The following is an 18646-nucleotide window of genomic DNA, read 5'->3' on the forward strand; positions in this document are numbered from 1 at the left end:
TCAACAATACGCCGGCATGACGGTCTCAGGGGAGGCTGCTGGCGGGAAGCGGCATTCGATGGGGGAGGGTATGGCGAAAGCGGCATTCTGGAAGAAGGACTGGTTCCTCGGCCTGCTGGTGACCGTCGCGATGTTGCTGGCCGGGGCATCAGACCTGCTGCAGAGCATGGAGCGCAAGGCTTACGATCTCGGTGTCCAGGCCGCGAGCCGTAGCCCATCGGACAAGGTGGCGGTAATTGCCATCGATGATCGAAGTATCGCCAATATCGGCCGCTGGCCCTGGTCGCGCGAGTTGCATGCGCGCATGAACGACCTGCTTGGCGCTGCCGGGGCCAAAGTTGTCGGCAACACCATATTCTTTTCCGAGCCGCAGCTTGATCCCGGCTACGTCTACATCACCCGGTTGATCGACATCGTCAATCAGTCGATCATCGATGGCGGTGAGCCGCTGCCGGTAATCGGCGAACTGACCGACGTGCTGGGGGCTGCAGAACAGGCGCTCAATACCGACCGGAAGCTGGCTGGCAGCTTTGCGCAGACGAACAATGTGGCGCTGCCGATCCTGTTTGAACTGGGCGAGGCGCATGGCCGACCGGACAAGGCGCTGCCCGATTTCGTCACGGCCGGGCGCCTGACCCGCGTGCAGCCCGGCGAGGGCTTTGCCTTGCCGGCCCGGCAGGTCCAGGTGCCGGTGGACATCCTCGGTACCCGGGCGGTTGCGCTCGGTCATCTGAATGCCAGCCAGGATGTCGATGGTGGTGTGCGCAGCGAGCCCCTGGTCGTCCAGTATTTCGATGCCTATTACCCGTCGCTGTCGTTGATCCTGGCTGCCCGCAGTCTCAATCTCGGGCCGGCTGACATCCAGGTCCGGCTGGGCGAGGAAGTGAAACTCGGCAGCCTGCGCATCGTCACCGATCCGGCGACCCGGATGAATACCTTTTTCTACCGTGATGTGGACGGGCGGGCGCCTTTCCAGGTGGATTCGTTCTATGACGTGCTCAGCGGCCGGATTCCAGCCGCCAAGTATGCGGGCAAGATCGTGCTCATCGGGGCGACTGCTGCCGGTATCGGTACCGCGCAGGTGACGCCGGTGTCGCCAGCCATGTCGCCGGTCGAGTCGCTGGCGCATGCGGTATCCAGCATCCTGCAGGAAGATTTTTTCGTGACACCCGTCTGGTCCCCCTGGGTCAGTCTTGGCGTCCTGCTGCTGGTCGGCATCTATCTGGCGCTGATCCTGCCGCAACTGGGCGCCGGCATGGGCGCCGTGTGTACATTGGTGTTGCTGGCTTCGTTGCTGGCCGCGCACTTCGGCCTGATGCTTCGCCTCGGTATCTGGGTGCCGTTGATGGGGGCGCTCAGCCTGTTGCTGGTCGGCCATCTGTTGCTGACGACCCGGCGTTTTCTCGGCACCGAGCGTGGCAAGGAGCGCTCCGAACAGGAGTCGGCCGAGTCCAACCGCATGCTGGCGCTGGCTTTCCAGGGCCAGGGGCAACTCGACATGGCCTTCGACAAATTCCGCAAGTGTCCGATGGACCAGGGGCTGATGGAGAATTTTTACAATCTTGGCCTGGATTACGAGCGTAAGCGACAGTTCAACAAGGCCGAGGCGGTATTCCGTCACATGGCCGAGCACGATCTCGGTTTCCGCGATCTGCCGCAGCGTATCGCCCGGGCCAAACAGATGTCGGAAACCGTGATGCTGGCGGGGGCGCGCGGTCAGACTGCTGCCGGCACGCTGATCCTCGGTGATGCGCAGGTGGAGCAGCCGATGCTCGGTCGCTACAGGATCGAAAAGGAACTGGGCAAGGGCGCGATGGGGGTGGTTTACCAGGGGCGCGATCCGAAGATCAATCGGGTCGTTGCAATCAAGACGATGGCTTTGGCACAAACCTTCGAAGCCGATGAACTGGACGAGGTCAAGCAGCGGTTTTTCCGCGAAGCGGAGACCGCCGGCCGCCTCAATCATCCGAATATCGTCACCATCTACGATGCCGGCGAGGAGCAGGATCTGGCGTATATCGCGATGGAGTTCCTCAAGGGGCGCGACCTCCTGCCCTGGTGCAAACCCGGCAAGCTGATGCCCCTGCCGCTGGTCGTGTCGATCGTGGCGCGGGTGGCCGATGCGCTCGACTACGCCCATGCACAGAATGTCGTGCATCGTGACATCAAGCCGGCCAACATCATGTTCGAGCCGGACAGCGACCAGGTCAAGGTCACCGATTTCGGCATTGCGCGCCTTACCGATTCGTCGCGGACGAGAACCGGCATGGTCCTGGGGACGCCATCCTACATGTCGCCGGAGCAGCTTGCCGGCAAGAAGATCGATGGTCGCTCCGACCTGTTCTCGCTCGGCGTGACGCTGTATCAGCTATGTTGCGGTCAACTGCCATTTGCCGGCGATTCCCTGGCGCAATTGATGTTCCGGATTGCCAACGAGCCGCCGGCTGATATCCGTGGGTATGCACCGGATCTGCCGGCGGCGATGGTGACTGTCATCGAGCGGGCGCTGGACAAGGATGCGGACCGGCGCTTTCAACGCGGCAGCGAGATGGCCGAGGCGTTGCGCGGTTGCCTGAGGGTGGTGGCATGACGGCCACCGCTGAAAAATACTGGAGAGGGATTGAATGAATCTGCTTGATGCGCTGGATGTGGCGGTGTGTAGCGATCCGGGGGTGATCCGTTCGCACAACGAGGATGCCGTGTTCGCCGATGCCGGCCTGGGGATTGCCATACTGGCCGACGGCATGGGCGGCTATAACGCCGGTGAAGTCGCCAGCGGGATGGCAACGACCCTGTTGTCGACCAGCTTTTCCCGCTTGCTGACGGGCCCAGGTGCCGATGAAGAGGTGCTGGCGCATCCCGAGCAACTGATCAACGACGAAATATGCGGTACCAATGCGGCCATTTTCAATGCCTCGCAAAGCCAGCCCCAATATTCCGGCATGGGTACGACACTGGTTTTTGCGTGGTTTCTCGACAACCGCTTGTATCTGGCCCACGTCGGTGATTCGCGGGTCTATCGCTTGCGAGCGGAGGATCTCAGACAACTGACCAAGGATCATTCCCTCTTACAGGAACAGATTGATAGTGGCATGATTAGCTTGGAAGAAGCGCGCTTCTCGGCAAACAAGAATCTGGTCACCAGGGCACTCGGAATAGAACCGGAAGTGGATGTCGAGATTGGCGTGCATGATGTGCTTCCCGGGGATCTGCTGCTGCTGTGTTCGGACGGCCTGAACGACATGCTCGTCGATGACGAGATTGCCGAGGTGTTGCTTGACCATGACCGGGATCTGGCGCTGGCGGCAACGCAACTGGTTGAACGGGCAAACGAGAATGGTGGGCGGGACAACGTGTCGGTCATCCTGGTCCGGGTTCGGGGTGATTATGCAGCGCCCAGCGGTTGGTGGCAGAAGCTGCTGGCCAAGTTGAAGTGAGTTGAGGAAGACAAGATGGCGAAACTGATTCTTTCCATGGATGGTCTGGTGCTCAAGGAAATCGTGCTGGACAAGGAGCGTCTGACGATCGGGCGCAAGCCGCACAACGACATCCAGATCGATAATCTGGCGATTTCCGGCGAGCATGCAGTCGTTGTCACCATTCTGGCAGATTCCTTCCTTGAGGATCTCAACAGCACCAATGGCACGCTGGTAAACGGTCAGCCGGTGAAGAAACACTTCCTGCGCAACAACGATGTCATCGAGCTCGGCAAGTACAAGCTGAAATACATGTCCGACCAGCAGGTCACGGCAACGGCCGGGGAAACAGAGCAGTCAGCCGTCGTTCGTGCTGCACCTGCCAAGCAGGCGGCGGAACTGCAACTGGAGCCTACCGATATCGGCGTGCGCTCCAATGTCGGCGTCAGTTCGCGGCCGACCGCGGTGCCGCCGGCGGCGATCCAGTTGCTCAACGGCCCCAATGCCGGCAAGGAACTGGCGCTGCAGAAAACCCTGACAACCCTCGGCAAGCCGGGAACGCAGGTTGCCGTGATTGCGCGGCGACCGCATGGTTACTTCATCACCCATGTCGAAGGAGGGACCTTTCCGGTGGTCAACGGTCGGCAACTCGACGCCCAGGCGCATGCGCTGGGCGATCACGATGTGATCGAGATTGCCGGGATCAAGATGGAGTTCTTCCTGAAGGCTTGAGCCTTCAGGAAGCAGCCCGGTGATGAGGAAGCATTTTCCGCGCATCGTGCTTGGTCTGCTCTGTCTGTTCATCCTGCTCGGCCATGCCAGCTGGAACTGGCGGATTCCGTTTATTTCGGTGCTGGAAGACTATCTCTACGATGCCCGTGTCCGGGTTTCCATGCCCGGGACCGTGGATGACCGCATCGTTATCGTCGATATCGACGAGAAGAGCCTGGCTGGCATCGGGCGCTGGCCCTGGGGGCGCAATGTCATTGCCGAACTGGTGCGCAAGCTGACGGATGACTACCAGGTCGCCGTCATCGGCTTCGACGTGGTTTTCGCCGAGCCGGACGACAGTTCCGGCCTCAAGGTGCTGGACCGGATAGCCAGCGAGGCGCTGCAGGGGGACGCGGCATTCCAGCGTGCGTTGAACGGATTGCGGCCGACGCTGGATTACGACCGTCAACTGGCGGATACGCTGCGGGGGCGGCCAGTCGTTCTTGGCTACCATTTTTCCCACGAGCATCACGCAAGACACGCTGGCCTGTTACCGGAACCGGTGTTTCCCGCTGGCAGTTTCGCCGGGCGCAATGAATCTTTCCTTTCCTGGCAGGGTTTTGGTGCCAATCTCCCGGAATTGCAGCTGGCGGCAGGCAGCGCCGGGCACTTCAATCCGCTGGTCGATCCGGATGGCAGCTCGCGCCGGGTGCCGCTGGTGGTCAAATATCAGGATGCGTACTACGAAGCACTGTCGTTGGCGGTTGTTCGCCGCCTGCTCGGAAACAGCCAGCTCAGCCTGGGTTTTCCCGACGACGGGGCGGAGATCGAATGGGTTGATGTTCATTCGGATGGCGGAGTGCTGCGCATTCCGGTGGATGACGAGGCTGGTGCCCTGGTGCCCTATCGGGGACCGGCGAAGAGCTTTCCCTATATTTCTGCGGTCGACGTCCTGAACGGGGCAATTTCCCCTGAGACCCTGGCCGGTCGCATCGTCCTTGTCGGCGCCAGCGCGCCGGGGCTGATGGATCTGCGCACGACACCGGTAGGCGGCGTCTATCCGGGGGTCGAGGTGCATGCCAACCTGATTGGCGGCATGCTGTCGGATACGATCAAGGCCCGGCCGGGCTACCTGATGGCACTTGAGCTCGTCGGCATGCTACTGGTCGGGATACTGCTGGTCCTGCTGCTGCCGCTGCTGTCGCCGTTCCGGGCGAGCTTGCTGGCTCTGGCGGCACTGGCGCTGACAAGCGGCTTCAATTATGCCCTGTGGTATGGCGCCGGACTGGTCCTGCCACTGGCGCCAACATTGCTGCTGATCCTCGTGCTCTATGCACTGAACATGTCCTGGGGCTTTTTTGTCGAAACCCATGCGAAACGCCAGTTCGCCGACCTGTTCGGCCAGTATGTGCCGCCGGAGCTGGTCGACGAGATGGCGAAGGACCCGGAAAGCTACAGCATGGAAGGGCGCAACGAGGAGCTGACCATTCTCTTCTCCGACATCCGCAGTTTTACCGCCTTGTCCGAGGGCATGAACCCACGCGAGCTGACCCAGTTGATGAACGAATACCTGGGGGCGATGACGGCTCTGGTCCGTGCCAATCGCGGCACGCTCGACAAGTACATCGGCGATGCCATCATGGCCTTCTGGGGCGCGCCGGTGGCGGATCCGGAAAACGCCCGGCACGCCTTGTCGACCGCATTGGCCATGCAGCGGGTGGTCCGCGAACTGGCGGAGCCGTTCCGGGCGCGCGGCTGGCCGGAACTGCACATCGGCATCGGTCTCAATACCGGCGTGGTGACCGTCGGCGACATGGGCTCGCCGGTACGCAAGGCTTATACGGTGATGGGTGATGCGGTCAATCTGGCCTCGCGGCTGGAGAGCATCACCAAGATATATGGTGTCGATATCGTTGTGGGTGAGGCGACACGCAACAAGCTCGACGATTTTTCCTTCCGCGAACTGGACCGTGTCCGGGTCAAGGGGAAAGAGGTCCCGGTAGCCATCTACGAGCCGTTGGGACTGACGGCCGAGGTGCCGCCCGAGGCGCTTGAGGCGCTACGTGAGTGGCAGCATTTCCTGCGCCTGTACCGGGCTCAGAACTGGGAGCAGGCCGAGTTGCAGTTGTTCAACCTGCAGCGTCAGGCTCCCGATCGTCGCCTGTATGCCCTTTACCAGGAACGGGTTGCCACGCTGCGCAGCCAGCCGCCGGCGAGCGACTGGGACGGTGTCACGGCTTTCCAGAGCAAATGACCATGAAACTTCGCGTACTCGGGTGCAGCGGCGGGATCGGCGGACGCAACCAGCGGACGACATCGCTGCTGATCGATCACGACATCCTGATCGATGCCGGCACTGGTGTTGGTGACCTGTCGATTGCCGAACTGGCGGTCATTGATCATGTCTTCCTGACCCATACCCACCTCGATCACATCACTTCGCTGCCGCTGATGATCGACACCGTGGCCGACCGGCGCAGCCAGCCACTGACTGTCTACGGCACCGATTCGGTCCTGACAATCCTGCGCAATCACATTTTCAACTGGGCGATCTGGCCGGATTTTTCCGAAGTGCCGAGCCCGGAAAAGCCCTTCCTGCGTTATCAGTCGCTGCCCGTTGGTCAGTCGATCGAACTCGGGGGGCGAACGATCACTCCCCTGCCGGTTGATCACACGGTACCGGCAGTCGGTTACCGTATCGATTCCGGGCGCGGCAGCCTCGTCTTCTCGGGCGATACCGGGCCCTGCGATGCCTTCTGGCGTGCGGTGAATCGCATCGGCAACCTGCGCACGCTGATCATCGAATGTGCCTTCTCCAACCGAGAGCGGGAACTGGCCCGGGTGTCGCGCCATCTCTGTCCGGATCTGCTGGCCAGTGAACTGCTCAAGCTGGAACGCGAATGTGACATCTACATCACCCATCTCAAGCCGGGGCAGGTCGAACTGACGATGGAGGAAATCGCCCTCTGTCTCGCCGATTTCTCGCCGCGCATGCTGCAGAACAACCAGATTTTCGAGTTTTGATCATGAATCCATCCATTGAGCAATTGCAGCGCCTTGAACCCATACGCGGCCTTTCGCCGCGTCGGCTGGAGGAGCTGGCCGCGCTCAGCAACTGCCGGACATTCCCGCTTGGCAGCGACCCGCTGGCCAGCATGCAGCGGGGGGAGCAGTTCGTCTACCTGCTCGCCGGCGAACTGCGGCTGTCCCTGCCCGACGGCAGCAAGCAGGTACTGGTTGGTGGCTGCGATGCAGCGCACTGGCCGATCGGTTACAAGTCCGCGCCGCCGCTTGCCGGCAAGGCCATCACCGAAGTGCTGATGCTGGGGCTGGATTTTGACCTGCTCGACATCATGATGACCTGGGACGAGCTGGCGGCTGTCGCCGATACCTCCGTCCAGTCATCGGAGGCTCCGCCGTGGAGCATGATGAGCGGGGCATTCAGTGCCACGGCGCTGACTTCCACGGCCTTTTCCCGGCTGCCGCCGGCGCATATCCACGAATTGTTCCAGCGCTTTCAGCGTATTCCAGTGCGCAGTGGCGACTGTGTCGTTCGTGAAGGTGATCCCGGGGATTTCTACTACCTCATTGAAAGTGGACGCTGCGTAATCAGCAAACAGGTCGGTGGTGTGCGCATGGATGTCGCCGAGCTCAAACCAGGCAACGCCTTTGGTGAGGAGGCGCTGGTTTCCGATTCGGCGCGTGGTGCGACGGTCACGATGAAAACCGACGGTGCGCTGTTGCGCCTGGCCAAGCCGGATTTCATCGAGTTGCTGCAGGCGCCGTTGCTCCGGCCCATCCAGCGGGCTGCGGCGGATGCACGCGTGGCCGCCGGCCGGGCGCGCTGGCTGGATGTCCGCTATCCCGCAGAATTTGTCGAGGATGGCCTGCCCGGTGCCCTGAATGTGCCCTTGAACGAAATTCGTGCTGCTTTTCCGCTGATTGATCGCAGTCTGGAATACATCGTCTATTGTCAGAGTGGCCGGCGCAGCTCGGCCGCTGCCTTCCTGCTGGCCCAGAACGGGATCGATGCACAGTGGCTGCAGGGCGGGCTTGGCCGGGGAGACAGCGCGTGAGCAATGTCGCCAGCCGCCTGGTATTTCTGAAAAACCTGCAGAAACTGACCAACCGGATTCATGCAACCAGCAATATCGACGAAATCATGTTGTCGCTGTCGCAGGAAATCTGCAATCTGTTCGCTGCCGATCGCCTGACCCTGTACGTCGTTGCCGAAGATGGACAGCACATCGTCTCGAAGGTGAAGACCGGGCTCAACTCGTTTCGCGACATCCGCTTGCCGATCTCCGCGCAGAGCATTGCCGGCCACGTTGCCGTCCATCGCCAGACCCTGAATATCGCCGATGTCTACGATGAAGCGGCATTGCGTGGTTGTGGTTCGGAAATTCACTTCCTGAACGAGGTCGACCGCAGGACAGGCTACCGCTCCAAACAGATGCTGGTGGTGCCCATCGTTACCGAAGCCGGTGAATTGCTTGGCGTGCTGCAACTGATCAACCACAAGGGGGACCAGCCTTTTTCGGCTACTGCCGAGGAGGGCGCGGAAGAACTGGCGCAGACGCTGGCCGTGGCTTTCCAGCAGCGGCGCAATCCGCCTTTCGTCGCCCTGACCCGCTACGATCATCTGGTCGGTGACGGCATCCTGGCCGCGCCCGAACTCGACCTGGCAAGACAATCCGCAAGGCGCAAGGGCGTGACGCTGGAGGAGGTGCTGGTCAAGGATTTCAAGCTGACACCGGCAATGATCGGGCAGTCGCTGGCGCGGTTTTTCGGTGTGCCCTACGAGCCCTTCCGGCCGGACCGCATCAAGCCGATCGACCTGCTGCGCAACATCAAGCGCGAATACGTCGATGAAAGCCACTGGCTGCCGCTGGAAGATACCCCCGAGGGCGTGCTGGTGATGACGCCCGATCCCGAGAAACTGCGGACATCGCGTGTTGTCGAGAACATCTTTCCCAAACGCACCGTGCTGTACCGGGTGACCACGCAGCGCGAGTTCGCTGCTACGGTCGACCACTATTTCGGCAGCTTTTCCGGGGGCGGCTCGGTCGATGAGCTGCTGTCCGGCATGGACGAACCGGAGGCGGCGACGGAGAGCAGCGACGATGTTTCCGCAGCGGCCGACAACGAGCTGGTCCGTCTGGTGAACAAGATCATCGTCGATGCCTTTCAGCAGGGCGCCTCGGATATCCACATCGAACCCCGGCCAGGCAAGGAAAAGACCGTCGTCCGCTTCCGCAAGGACGGCACGCTGGTCAATTACATCGAGGTCCCCGCCGCCTACCGGGCGCCGCTGATCACGCGCCTGAAGATCATGTGCGATCTCGATATCTCCGAGAAGCGCCGGCCGCAGGATGGCAAGATCAAGTTCAAGAAATACGGCCCGCTGGATATCGAACTACGGGTGGCGACGATCCCGACAGCCGGCGGGGTCGAAGACGTGGTGATGCGCATCCTGGCTGCCGGCGAACCCATCCGGCTCGACCAGCTCGGCCTGTCGCCGCGCAACCACGAGAACCTGCTCAAGTGCATCGAGAAGCCTTACGGACTGTTTTTCGTCTGCGGCCCGACCGGTTCCGGCAAGACGACGACGCTGCATTCCGTGCTCGGCCACCTGAACACGCCGGACACCAAGATATGGACAGCCGAGGACCCGGTTGAAATCACCCAGAAGGGCCTGCGCCAGGTGCAGGTCAACAAGAAGGCCGGGCTTGATTTCGCGACGGTGATGAAGGCCTTTCTGCGCGCCGATCCGGACATCATCATGGTCGGTGAAATGCGCGATCCGGAAACCACCGGCATCGGCATCGAGGCCTCGCTGACCGGCCACCTCGTTTTCGCCACGCTGCACACCAATTCGGCGCCGGAATCGGTGATCCGCCTGCTCGACATGGGCATGGACCCGTTCAATTTCGCCGACGCCCTGCTCGGCATCCTCGCCCAGCGCCTGGGCAAGCGACTGTGCAAGGAATGCCGGGAAGCCTACACGCCGGACGCCGGTGAAATCGAGCATCTGCTCGACGAATACTGTGACGAATTACGCCACACCGCACACTGGCAGCGCGACCCGGTCGCCGCCCGCGAAGCCATCCGCAACGAGTGGCTGAGTCGTCATGCGTCGCCGGACGGCCGGTTCACGCTGCATCGCGCCAGAGGGTGCCCGGCCTGCAACGACAGCGGCTACAAGGGACGGGTTGGCCTGCATGAACTGCTGGTCGGCAGCGACCCGGTGAAGCGGCTGATCCAGGAGAAAGCCAGGGTTGCGGAAATTCTCGCCTGCGCGCTAAATGAAGGCATGCGCACGCTGAAAATGGACGGCATCGAGAAGGTCCTGCAGGGCATCACGGATCTGAAGCAGGTCCGCTCGGTCTGCATCAAATAGGAGAGAACATGGACACATTGAGCGATCTGTTCCGTCGCCTGGAACAACTCAACGACATCGGTGCCTCGCTCTCCGTCGAGCGCAATATCGATCACCTGCTGGAGAAGATACTGCTGGCCGCCAAGGGCATCACCCTGGCTGACGGCGGAACGCTTTACCAGCTCTCCGATGATGGTCAGCGACTGCATTTCAAAATTGTCCGCACCGACTCCCTGAACATCGCATTCGGCGGTTCGTCCGGTCAGCCCATTTCGGGCAGCTTCCCCGATCTGCCGCTGTACAAGCCGGATGGTTCGGCGAACGAAAGCATGATTGCCGCCTACGCAGCGATCACCGGCAAGACCGTCAATATTGCCGATGCCTACACCGCCGAAGGCTTCGACTTTTCCGGCACGCGCCGCTTCGACGAACGTACGGGCTACCGTTCGCAGTCTTTCCTGACGGTGCCGATGAAGAATCACGAAGGCGAGATCATCGGTGTACTGCAGCTGATCAATGCCATCGATCCGGTTAGCGGCAATGTCACCGAATTCTCGCCGGCCGACCAGCGTCTGGCCGAATCGCTGGCTTCGCAGGCCGCCATCGCCCTGACCAACCGGCAACTGATCGAGCAACTGGAAACGCTGTTCGAATCATTCATCCAGGTCATCAATCTGGCGATTGACGAAAAATCACCGCATACCGGTGGTCACTGCCAGCGCGTCCCGGCACTGACAATGATGCTGGCCGATGCCGTCGATGCCGTTGAAAAAGGACCGCTGGCCGGGTTCAAGCTCAGCGACAAGGACCGCTACGAACTGCGCATCGCCGCGCTGATGCACGACTGCGGCAAGGTTACGACGCCGGTGCACGTGGTGGAAAAAGCCACCAAGCTGCAAACCATCTTCGACCGCATCCAGTTGATCGACACGCGATTCGAAGTCCTGCGGCGCGACGCGGAAATCCGCAAATGGCAGGAAATCGCCGCCGGTGTTCCCGCCGCCGAAGCCGAACAGCGGTGCACCGAATATTGCGGTCAACTCGATGTCGACCGCGAATTCCTGCGCAAGGCCAACATCGGCGGCGAACGCATGCGCGACGAGGACGTCGACCGCGTCCGTCAGATCGCCGCCGCCTACCGCTGGCGCAACCCGGCCGGCGACGACGTGCCCTGCCTCGACGACGACGAGATCCTCAATCTGACCATCCGTGCCGGCACGCTGACTGCCGCCGAGCGCGAGATCATCAACCACCACATCGTCGCCACCATCCGCATGCTCGAACAGCTACCGTGGCCGAAACACCTGAAGAACGTCCCGGAATACGCCGGCGGCCACCACGAGCGCATGGACGGCAAGGGCTATCCGAAAGGCCTGAAGCGCGAGGAAATGAGCTGGCAGGCCCGGATGATGGGCATCGCCGACATCTTCGAAGCCCTGACGGCGAAGGATCGCCCGTACAAGGAAGCGATGAAACTGTCGCAGGCGCTGTCCATCATGGAAAACTTCCGCCAGAACGGCCACATCGACCCGGACCTGTTTGAAGTCTTCCTCCAGCAAGGCGTGCATCGCCGCTATGGTGAGGCGTTTCTCGGCGAAGGGCAGGTGGATTGCTGAGTATTGTCTGACTGCCGAAATTGGCGAGTGTCGACTGCCGAGAATTGTCAGTTGTTCGGCGTTGCAGGTCTGTTGAAACGTTCGGCTTGTTTATTAGGTCGTTGAATTTAATGGGGTTGTAGAAGGGCGCTTTGGGCTGGCACGGAATCTGTATGGTAATGATCAGCGGTTTTTCCCGCCTTTCCCAAAAAGGAGATTCAAATGCAAAAAGCTCAACAAGGTTTCACCCTGATCGAACTGATGATCGTTGTTGCGATTATCGGTATTCTGGCTGCTGTCGCGTTGCCGCAATATCAGAGCTACACAAAGAAGGCTGCTGAGAATGCTTGTTTGGGTGAGGCTGCGGCCTATACCAAAGCTACTGCAGCACTCCTGCAGGATATTCCTCCAGGTCCCACCGCTATTCCCACCGCTTCTTCGTGTGCGAGTTTCAGCTTGGCGGCAGCTCCGACCGCAGTAGCAACTTTTACCGCGGCTGCAAAGAGCCCTGGTACGAAGGGTGTGACTTGCGACCTGGGTACGGGTGCTTGCTCATTGACCGGTAGCTGATAGCAGAGTATCAGTCGGGGAAGGCCTTGTGGTATAGCTCGTTGCCTTCCTCTCTCCTGAAACCCCGGCCTAATCCGCTGGGGTTTTGTTTTTTATGGTTCGTAGAACTAAGCAAATTCAACCGGCGAGCTTCTACTCTTAAGCGCTTTCGCCAGATTCGAATTTTTCGGGAACAGTTGTCAGTACCTGCATGTCTTGCAGACAGAGGGCTTCCCTGAGTACGTTGGGTGCATGGTTATCAGGGCTGTGTCTGGACGCTGTGGTCGGTCTGTTAAAGGCCACAAGTGCCGTCAATTTTGCCAAATCCGAGCAGATTGATGTCGGCGCCAGCCACACGGAGTGTCAGCTTGTGTATTTCGCGGCATTTTGACAGCTGTTTTGCCTGCGCGTAACTTGTACTTTCACGAAAGGGTGACCATTTAAGGTAAACTCGGGATTTACTCATTTGGCATCAATTCATCACTCGCGATGATGTGGAATTACAGGTCGCGTAGCGCGAAACAGACGGTCTCATGAACATCCTTGGATTGAATATTAAACTAGATTTTTTGCCAAAAATAAACTTGGCAAATGCCAGGGTTTGTTTAAATTTCTGGCATATCAAAGATTAGTCGGGCTAAATATTCAAAATGAAGTTTCTCATTCGCCGAGTTGGTACGCACGTTTTAACTGAAGCGAGATGGAGACCGAAAGAGCTGGGGCTGATTTTGTTCATGCTGGGTGCCTGGTTGGCTGCACGGCCCTATGACGGAATCTGGCACGATAGTATTCTTTATACCGCCCAGGCCCTGAAAGTACTCAATCCGTCAACGTTTTCCAGAGATCTTTTTTTCTTTTATGGATCACAAGACCAATATACTATCTTCCCCGTTTTGCACGCCTACGCGATTGACGCGTTTGGAATTTACCCGGCAGCAAAAATTCTGACTGTTTTCGGGAAATTTCTGTGGTTTTTGTGCCTCGTTGTTTTCTATTTGTCATTCCTTTCTGGCGCTGCGTTTTGGACTGCTCTGGCCATCGCGACAAGCTACTCTCCATTTTTTGACGGGCACGAGGTTTTTTCCTACGGCGAACAGTTTCTGACCAGTCGCCTTTACGCTGAAGCTTTTGTGATGGGTAGCCTGGCTCTGTTTCTCAGGAATAGAATGCTGGCAGGCGCTATTGGAATTATTATCGCAGCTTTGTTGCATCCACTAATTGCGCTGATTGCTCCTGTTCTTGTGGGAATAATGGTTTTATTTCGCTCGGAGCGGAAAGCGGGAATCCTGCTTTTGTTTTTTATTTTTGCGGGCTTGATCATGGTCTTGGCAGCTTGCGGAATCTCTCCCTTCGAGCAATTGCTAAAAACCCATGATAGCGCATGGCTTACTGTTGTTAAAAATCGAAATCCCTATGTTTTCATTGGCGAATGGAGCGTAGAAGGAATATCACGTGTCGTAATGCTTGCGGTAGTGCTGTTGTTAACTTTCATGACCGTTGAACGTGGCAAAGGGGGGTTACTCGCACTTGCTGCTTTGGGTGCTCTATCACTGTTGCTGTTTGCTACATGGCTGGGCAGCGACGTCCTCAATAATGTTTTACTGACACAACTACAACTGTGGCGCGGTCTGTGGTTGATTCAACTTGTTGCTTGGGCTGGGCTTGGACATGTGATTATTTCCATGGCCAAAGGAGGCGATAATCAGAAAATGTTGGTTATTCTTCTGGTTAGCGCCCTCCTGCTTGCGGGGGCGGGGTCTGGTCCCCTCGCAATATTGGCCCTTCTATTGTATTTATGGATTGAGCGATACCATCAAAACTGGAAAGCTTCTGTTATTGCCAAGACCATCGTGCTGTTTGTTTTGGTGGTGTCGCTGTTAGTCAATATCCTGATGATGGAACTCTCTTTTCGCATATGGGATGGACCTTCTTGGCACATGCTGTTTTTCAATATGCTCAGCGTTGTTTTTATCGTAGGCGTTTTACTGATAAATTTCCGGAAAAAAATTGCAACGCTGATTTTCCCCGTTGGTGTTAGTGTTTTTTTTGTCGGTGCGGCATCCTTTATTGGAGAGAAGCCGAGTCACAATGCCACTGATCTTGCGGCAGTGGAAGAATTGCAGCGAGTTATCCCGCCGACGGCGACGGTATTCAAGCCGGGGGGGCTTGCATATAACTGGTTTTATTTGCAGCGTGCAAACTATGCCAGTGGCTTGCAGGCGGCGGGGGTGTTGTTTTCAAGGGAGACCGCAATCGAGTCAAATCGGAGGCTTGATCTCCTGTGGTCTGCAGGGTTTCATGATGGGAATCCCTATTGGCCCGGAATGAAAGAGTGGTCAACCGTGCTCTCGCAACTACCTGATGAGTTGCCGGCCCGGGAGGTAATCGAACACTTGTGTCATGACGATAAACTTGATTACTTGATTTTGCCGAGATCGGGATTGCATGAGCAGGTTTCTATGTACACCGCAAGCTATGAAGATAAACATCTTCGCTTATATGATTGCGCTCTGTTTCGAACTGGTCTTGATCTGAAAAAATCGACTTGACTCTGTATGCCAAAAGAATTTTTAAGGTATTTTGTCTCAAGTGGTTTGGCGTTTGTTGTTGACTATTTAACGCTCTATTCCGCGGTCCAGTTGCTGGGCTGGCATTATTTGGTTGGAGCGGCCATGGGTTTCTCTTTTGGGATTGTCTGCATATATTTTCTTAGCACTTGCTGGATTTTTGAGGCCCGGCGTTGCAGTGATCCCCGCCGCGAATTCTTTATTTTTATCATGATCGGTTTGCTTGGGTTGTTGCTGAATGTTATTGTTATGTTTCTAGGTACGGATATTTTTGGCGTTCACTACTTGTGGACGAAGCTATGGTCAGTTGCTGTTGTTTTTTTCTTCAATTTTGGCATGCGTAAGTATATTTTGTTTAGGAAGTAAAATGTCTCGGGATGCAGCTGGTAAAAAAAATGTGATAGTTATCGGTGCAGGTCCTGCTGGATTGACCGCCGCTCTGGAGTTGATGAGAAACTCCAATTTGCATGCCATTGTTTTTGAGGCGCTTGAAGGAACCGGAGGGATTTCCCGAACAGTTAACTACAAGGGAAATCGCATGGATATTGGCGGACATCGTTTTTTTTCCAAGAATGATTGGGTGATGGCTTGGTGGGGGAAGTTAATGCCAATCGCTCCTGTGTTTCTGAACGATGGAACGACGGAAATTCCAGAAGCAGATCGCTTCTTGTTGGTGCGTAATCGCCTGTCTAGAATTTATTTTCTGCGAAAGTTTTTTGACTACCCGATATCGTTGTCACTGAATACAATAAAAAATCTCGGTGTTTTCCGACTTTCCAAAATTGCCATTTCTTATATAAGGGCGTCAATATTTCAGAGAAAGCCGGAGCGTAATTTAGAGGATTTTCTGTATAACAGGTTTGGCAGCGAGTTATATCGCACATTCTTTAAAGACTATACAGAGAAGGTTTGGGGGGTTCGTTGCAAAGAAATATCACCGTCCTGGGGGGCTCAGCGTATAAAGGGCTTGTCGATTTGGAAGGCGATTGCACATGCCATAAAGGGCATGGTTTCTCGGTCCGGTACGGGAGTTAAACAGGAAAATATCGAAACCAGCCTGATTGAGCGGTTTTTATACCCTAAGCTGGGACCAGGGCAGATGTGGGATATTGCGGCTGAAGAGTTACAGAGTTTAGGTGGGGAAATCCATTTCCAACATCGAGTTATCCGACTGCGTCTTGATGGCTCACGGATTGCCGGTGTCGAAACGGAAACTGGCGATGGCCGGCGACAGTGGTGGGAGGCTGATCAAGTTATTTCGAGCATGCCGGTACGCGAACTGATTGACGCGATCACGCCGGAACCACCAACTGTCGTTCGAGAAGTGGCCAAGGGCCTGGTTTATCGAGACTTCATTACAATGGGTTTGCTGGTAAAGCGATTGAAAGCCCATGCCTCGGTGGAAAGCGCTCTAAATCTATTGCCTGATACTTGGATCTACGTTCAGGAGCCTGATGTACGTATCGGGCGGCTGCAGATATTCAACAATTGGAGCCCTGCTTTGCTCAAGGACCCGGAATCAATCTGGCTGGGTTTGGAGTACTTTTGTCAGGAGGGCGATGATTTGTGGTGTTTGGGCGACGAAGATTTTTCACGAATGGCCGTCGATGAGCTTTCCAGAATAGGAATTTTAGATTCTCGCGATGTGCTGGATTACCATGTGGTGCGAGTTCCAAAGGCTTATCCGGCGTACTTTGGAAGTTATGACCGGTTTGATGAAATTACGAGTTGGACGGATAGCATCCATAATTTGTTCCTGATCGGGCGAAATGGTATGCATCGTTATAATAATCAGGATCATTCGATGCTCTCTGCCAAGCATGCCGTCGATCTAATTCTTTCTGGTTCTGTAGACAAAAGCCAGATTTGGAACGTGAATGCCGATGAGCAGTATCACGAAGAGAAATGAAATATTCGATTGGTTGCTGCTGAAGTCCGCCTTTCTGAATACTATTGCTCAGCCATCCGGTCATGGGCTTTCAGCCAGTCGGCCAGCGCTGCCGGGATGTAGGTCACGAGGATTTCCTGTCTTCCCGCCACCCAACCGTGCGCGGCGGTGGCCGATTTTTGCCCGAGGGCTTCGTTGATCAGCAGTTCGGCGGTGACTTGGTCGTTGATCAGGCCGAGGGCTTCCTGCAGGCGGCCGAGTGCGGTGAGGTAGGTTTTCATGTGGCGGGTCGGCAGCAGCGGCGCCATGAATTCCATCGCGTAGCGTAGTTTCTTGAAGCGCAGGCGCATGATGTGCCGTTCTTCGGCGTTGAGGTCGGCGTATTGCTCGGCCATCTTGCGCGCGCTGCGGGTGTGGGCGGCGATGCGCTCCTTGGCGAAGGTTTTCAGGGCGACCGGGCGGCTGTCGGTGAGCGCGTGTACGGCGGCGGTGAATTCGACCATCAGGCGCGGATATTCCTTGACGGCGAGCAGTCTGACGATGGAGCGGCGAGCGGCCTTGACGCGCCGGCGGGCTTCGTTGCGCAGGCGATGAATGTCATGGTTGTGCGGGAAGGCGGCGTGGATCGGGGGCAGGGTTTCTTCGAGGAAGACGTCCCAGTTGCGGGCTTCGCCGAGGGCGCCGGCGAGTGTTTTCCAGCTTTGGCCATAGGCGGCGACGAAGTCTTCCGGCAGGACCGGGGCGAACAGTTTGATCGCCGAGCGCAGGCGGCGCAACGCGACGCGGGCCTGGTGGATGAATTCCGGCGCGCCGCCGGCGAGCAGCGCGGATTCGTTGCGCTGGAAGTGTTCGAGACAGCCGAGGGCGATGGTGCGGAAGGCTGCGACCGGTGTTTGTCCGGCGTGGATGGGCAGGGGTTTGGCGCGGAACGGGCGTTCGGGTTCGTTGAGGAACAGCCGGTAACCCCGCTCGGCCTTGCTGGCGATCGCCGGGTGCAGGTTAATGTGTTGCTGCAGTTGGCGGGTCAGCGTGAAGATGTCCTCGATGCGACCAGACAGCAGTTCGAGTTCGACTTCGCAAATGGCTTCGCGGCGGCCGCGGGCGGCAATGCCGCCGCGGTCGACGGCCATTTCGATCAGCGATTCGCCGCAGGGTACTTGCCACAGCTGACGGCGGAAGTCGGTGGTGAATACCGCTTCCAGGTCGTCGCGGGCCGTTTCCAGCATGGTCCTGAGTTCGGGGGCGTCGACATGGCTGAAGTCGAAAACGCCCGGCGTCGCGTTGGTTTCCCATTCGTTGCGTATCGCCAGCCCGCCGCTGGCCGGCTCCGCCGATTTTACGGTCAACAGCCATTGCCAGCCTTTTTTGCGGAAGCGCATGGCAATGCGTCGGGCACGCAGGGCGAGTTCCGGGGTGTCGTAATAGGTGTTGAGCAGGTGCTGCTTTTGCGAGGCGATGCCGGCAAGTACCGGGTGCGCCAGTAGTTTGCGGACGTTTTTCGGGTCGAGCCGGAGCTTGAGTTCGATTTCGGTGGCCATCGC

At 57.8% G+C, this 18646-nt stretch carries 13 protein-coding genes; 12 read left to right on the plus strand and 1 reads right to left on the minus strand.

What is annotated here, in order from left to right; genetic code table 11:
- Positions 1-70 precede the first annotated feature (70 nt).
- The 12 genes from BJN45_RS03835 to BJN45_RS03890 all read left to right on the plus strand — a co-directional run bounded on the left by BJN45_RS03835 (position 71) and on the right by BJN45_RS03890 (position 17126).
- Entirely contained in the window at positions 71-2590 is a 2520-nt protein-coding gene (locus BJN45_RS03835; RefSeq protein WP_076092197.1) for a CHASE2 domain-containing serine/threonine-protein kinase, read from the plus strand.
- 34 nt (positions 2591-2624) lie between these two features.
- Positions 2625-3437 (plus strand): Stp1/IreP family PP2C-type Ser/Thr phosphatase, encoded by an 813-nt coding sequence (locus BJN45_RS03840; protein WP_076092199.1) that lies wholly within the window; start codon positions 2625-2627, stop codon positions 3435-3437.
- Positions 3438-3452: 15 nt separating this feature from the next.
- Positions 3453-4148, plus strand: a complete 696-nt coding sequence (locus BJN45_RS03845; RefSeq protein ID WP_076092201.1) for an FHA domain-containing protein — start codon at positions 3453-3455, stop codon at positions 4146-4148.
- 22 nt (positions 4149-4170) lie between these two features.
- Complete coding sequence (locus tag BJN45_RS03850; RefSeq protein ID WP_076092203.1) at positions 4171-6381, plus strand: CHASE2 domain-containing protein; 2211 nt, start codon at positions 4171-4173, stop codon at positions 6379-6381.
- Positions 6382-6383: 2 nt separating this feature from the next.
- Positions 6384-7151: a 3',5'-cyclic-nucleotide phosphodiesterase gene (locus tag BJN45_RS03855; protein WP_076092205.1), complete on the plus strand. Its 768-nt coding sequence runs from the start codon at positions 6384-6386 to the stop codon at positions 7149-7151.
- A gap of 2 nt (positions 7152-7153) precedes the next feature.
- Entirely contained in the window at positions 7154-8203 is a 1050-nt protein-coding gene (locus BJN45_RS03860; RefSeq protein WP_076092207.1) for a cyclic nucleotide-binding domain-containing protein, read from the plus strand.
- Positions 8200-10527, plus strand: a complete 2328-nt coding sequence (locus tag BJN45_RS03865; RefSeq protein WP_076092209.1) for a GspE/PulE family protein — start codon at positions 8200-8202, stop codon at positions 10525-10527. Before BJN45_RS03860 ends, BJN45_RS03865 begins: the two co-directional genes overlap by 4 nt.
- A gap of 8 nt (positions 10528-10535) precedes the next feature.
- Complete coding sequence (locus tag BJN45_RS03870; RefSeq protein ID WP_076092211.1) at positions 10536-12122, plus strand: GAF and HD-GYP domain-containing protein; 1587 nt, start codon at positions 10536-10538, stop codon at positions 12120-12122.
- A 201-nt stretch (positions 12123-12323) separates the two neighbouring features.
- On the plus strand, positions 12324-12671 hold the full coding sequence (locus BJN45_RS18120) for a pilin (RefSeq protein ID WP_076092213.1): 348 nt from the start codon (positions 12324-12326) through the stop codon (positions 12669-12671).
- 629 nt (positions 12672-13300) lie between these two features.
- Complete coding sequence (locus BJN45_RS03880) at positions 13301-15199, plus strand: hypothetical protein (RefSeq protein WP_076092215.1); 1899 nt, start codon at positions 13301-13303, stop codon at positions 15197-15199.
- 6 nt (positions 15200-15205) lie between these two features.
- Entirely contained in the window at positions 15206-15583 is a 378-nt protein-coding gene (locus BJN45_RS03885) for a GtrA family protein (protein ID WP_083650772.1), read from the plus strand.
- 1 nt (position 15584) lies between these two features.
- Positions 15585-17126: an NAD(P)/FAD-dependent oxidoreductase gene (locus BJN45_RS03890; protein WP_076092219.1), complete on the plus strand. Its 1542-nt coding sequence runs from the start codon at positions 15585-15587 to the stop codon at positions 17124-17126.
- Between the two features lie 41 nt (positions 17127-17167).
- Here the strand turns inward: BJN45_RS03890 and BJN45_RS03895 are convergent, their stop codons facing one another.
- Complete coding sequence (locus BJN45_RS03895) at positions 17168-18643, minus strand: CYTH and CHAD domain-containing protein (protein WP_076092221.1); 1476 nt, start codon at positions 18641-18643, stop codon at positions 17168-17170.
- Between the last annotated feature and the right edge of the window lie 3 nt (positions 18644-18646).

The sequence above is a fragment of the Azonexus hydrophilus genome (genome assembly GCF_001956855.1).
Lineage (GTDB): Bacteria > Pseudomonadota > Gammaproteobacteria > Burkholderiales > Rhodocyclaceae > Azonexus > Azonexus hydrophilus_A.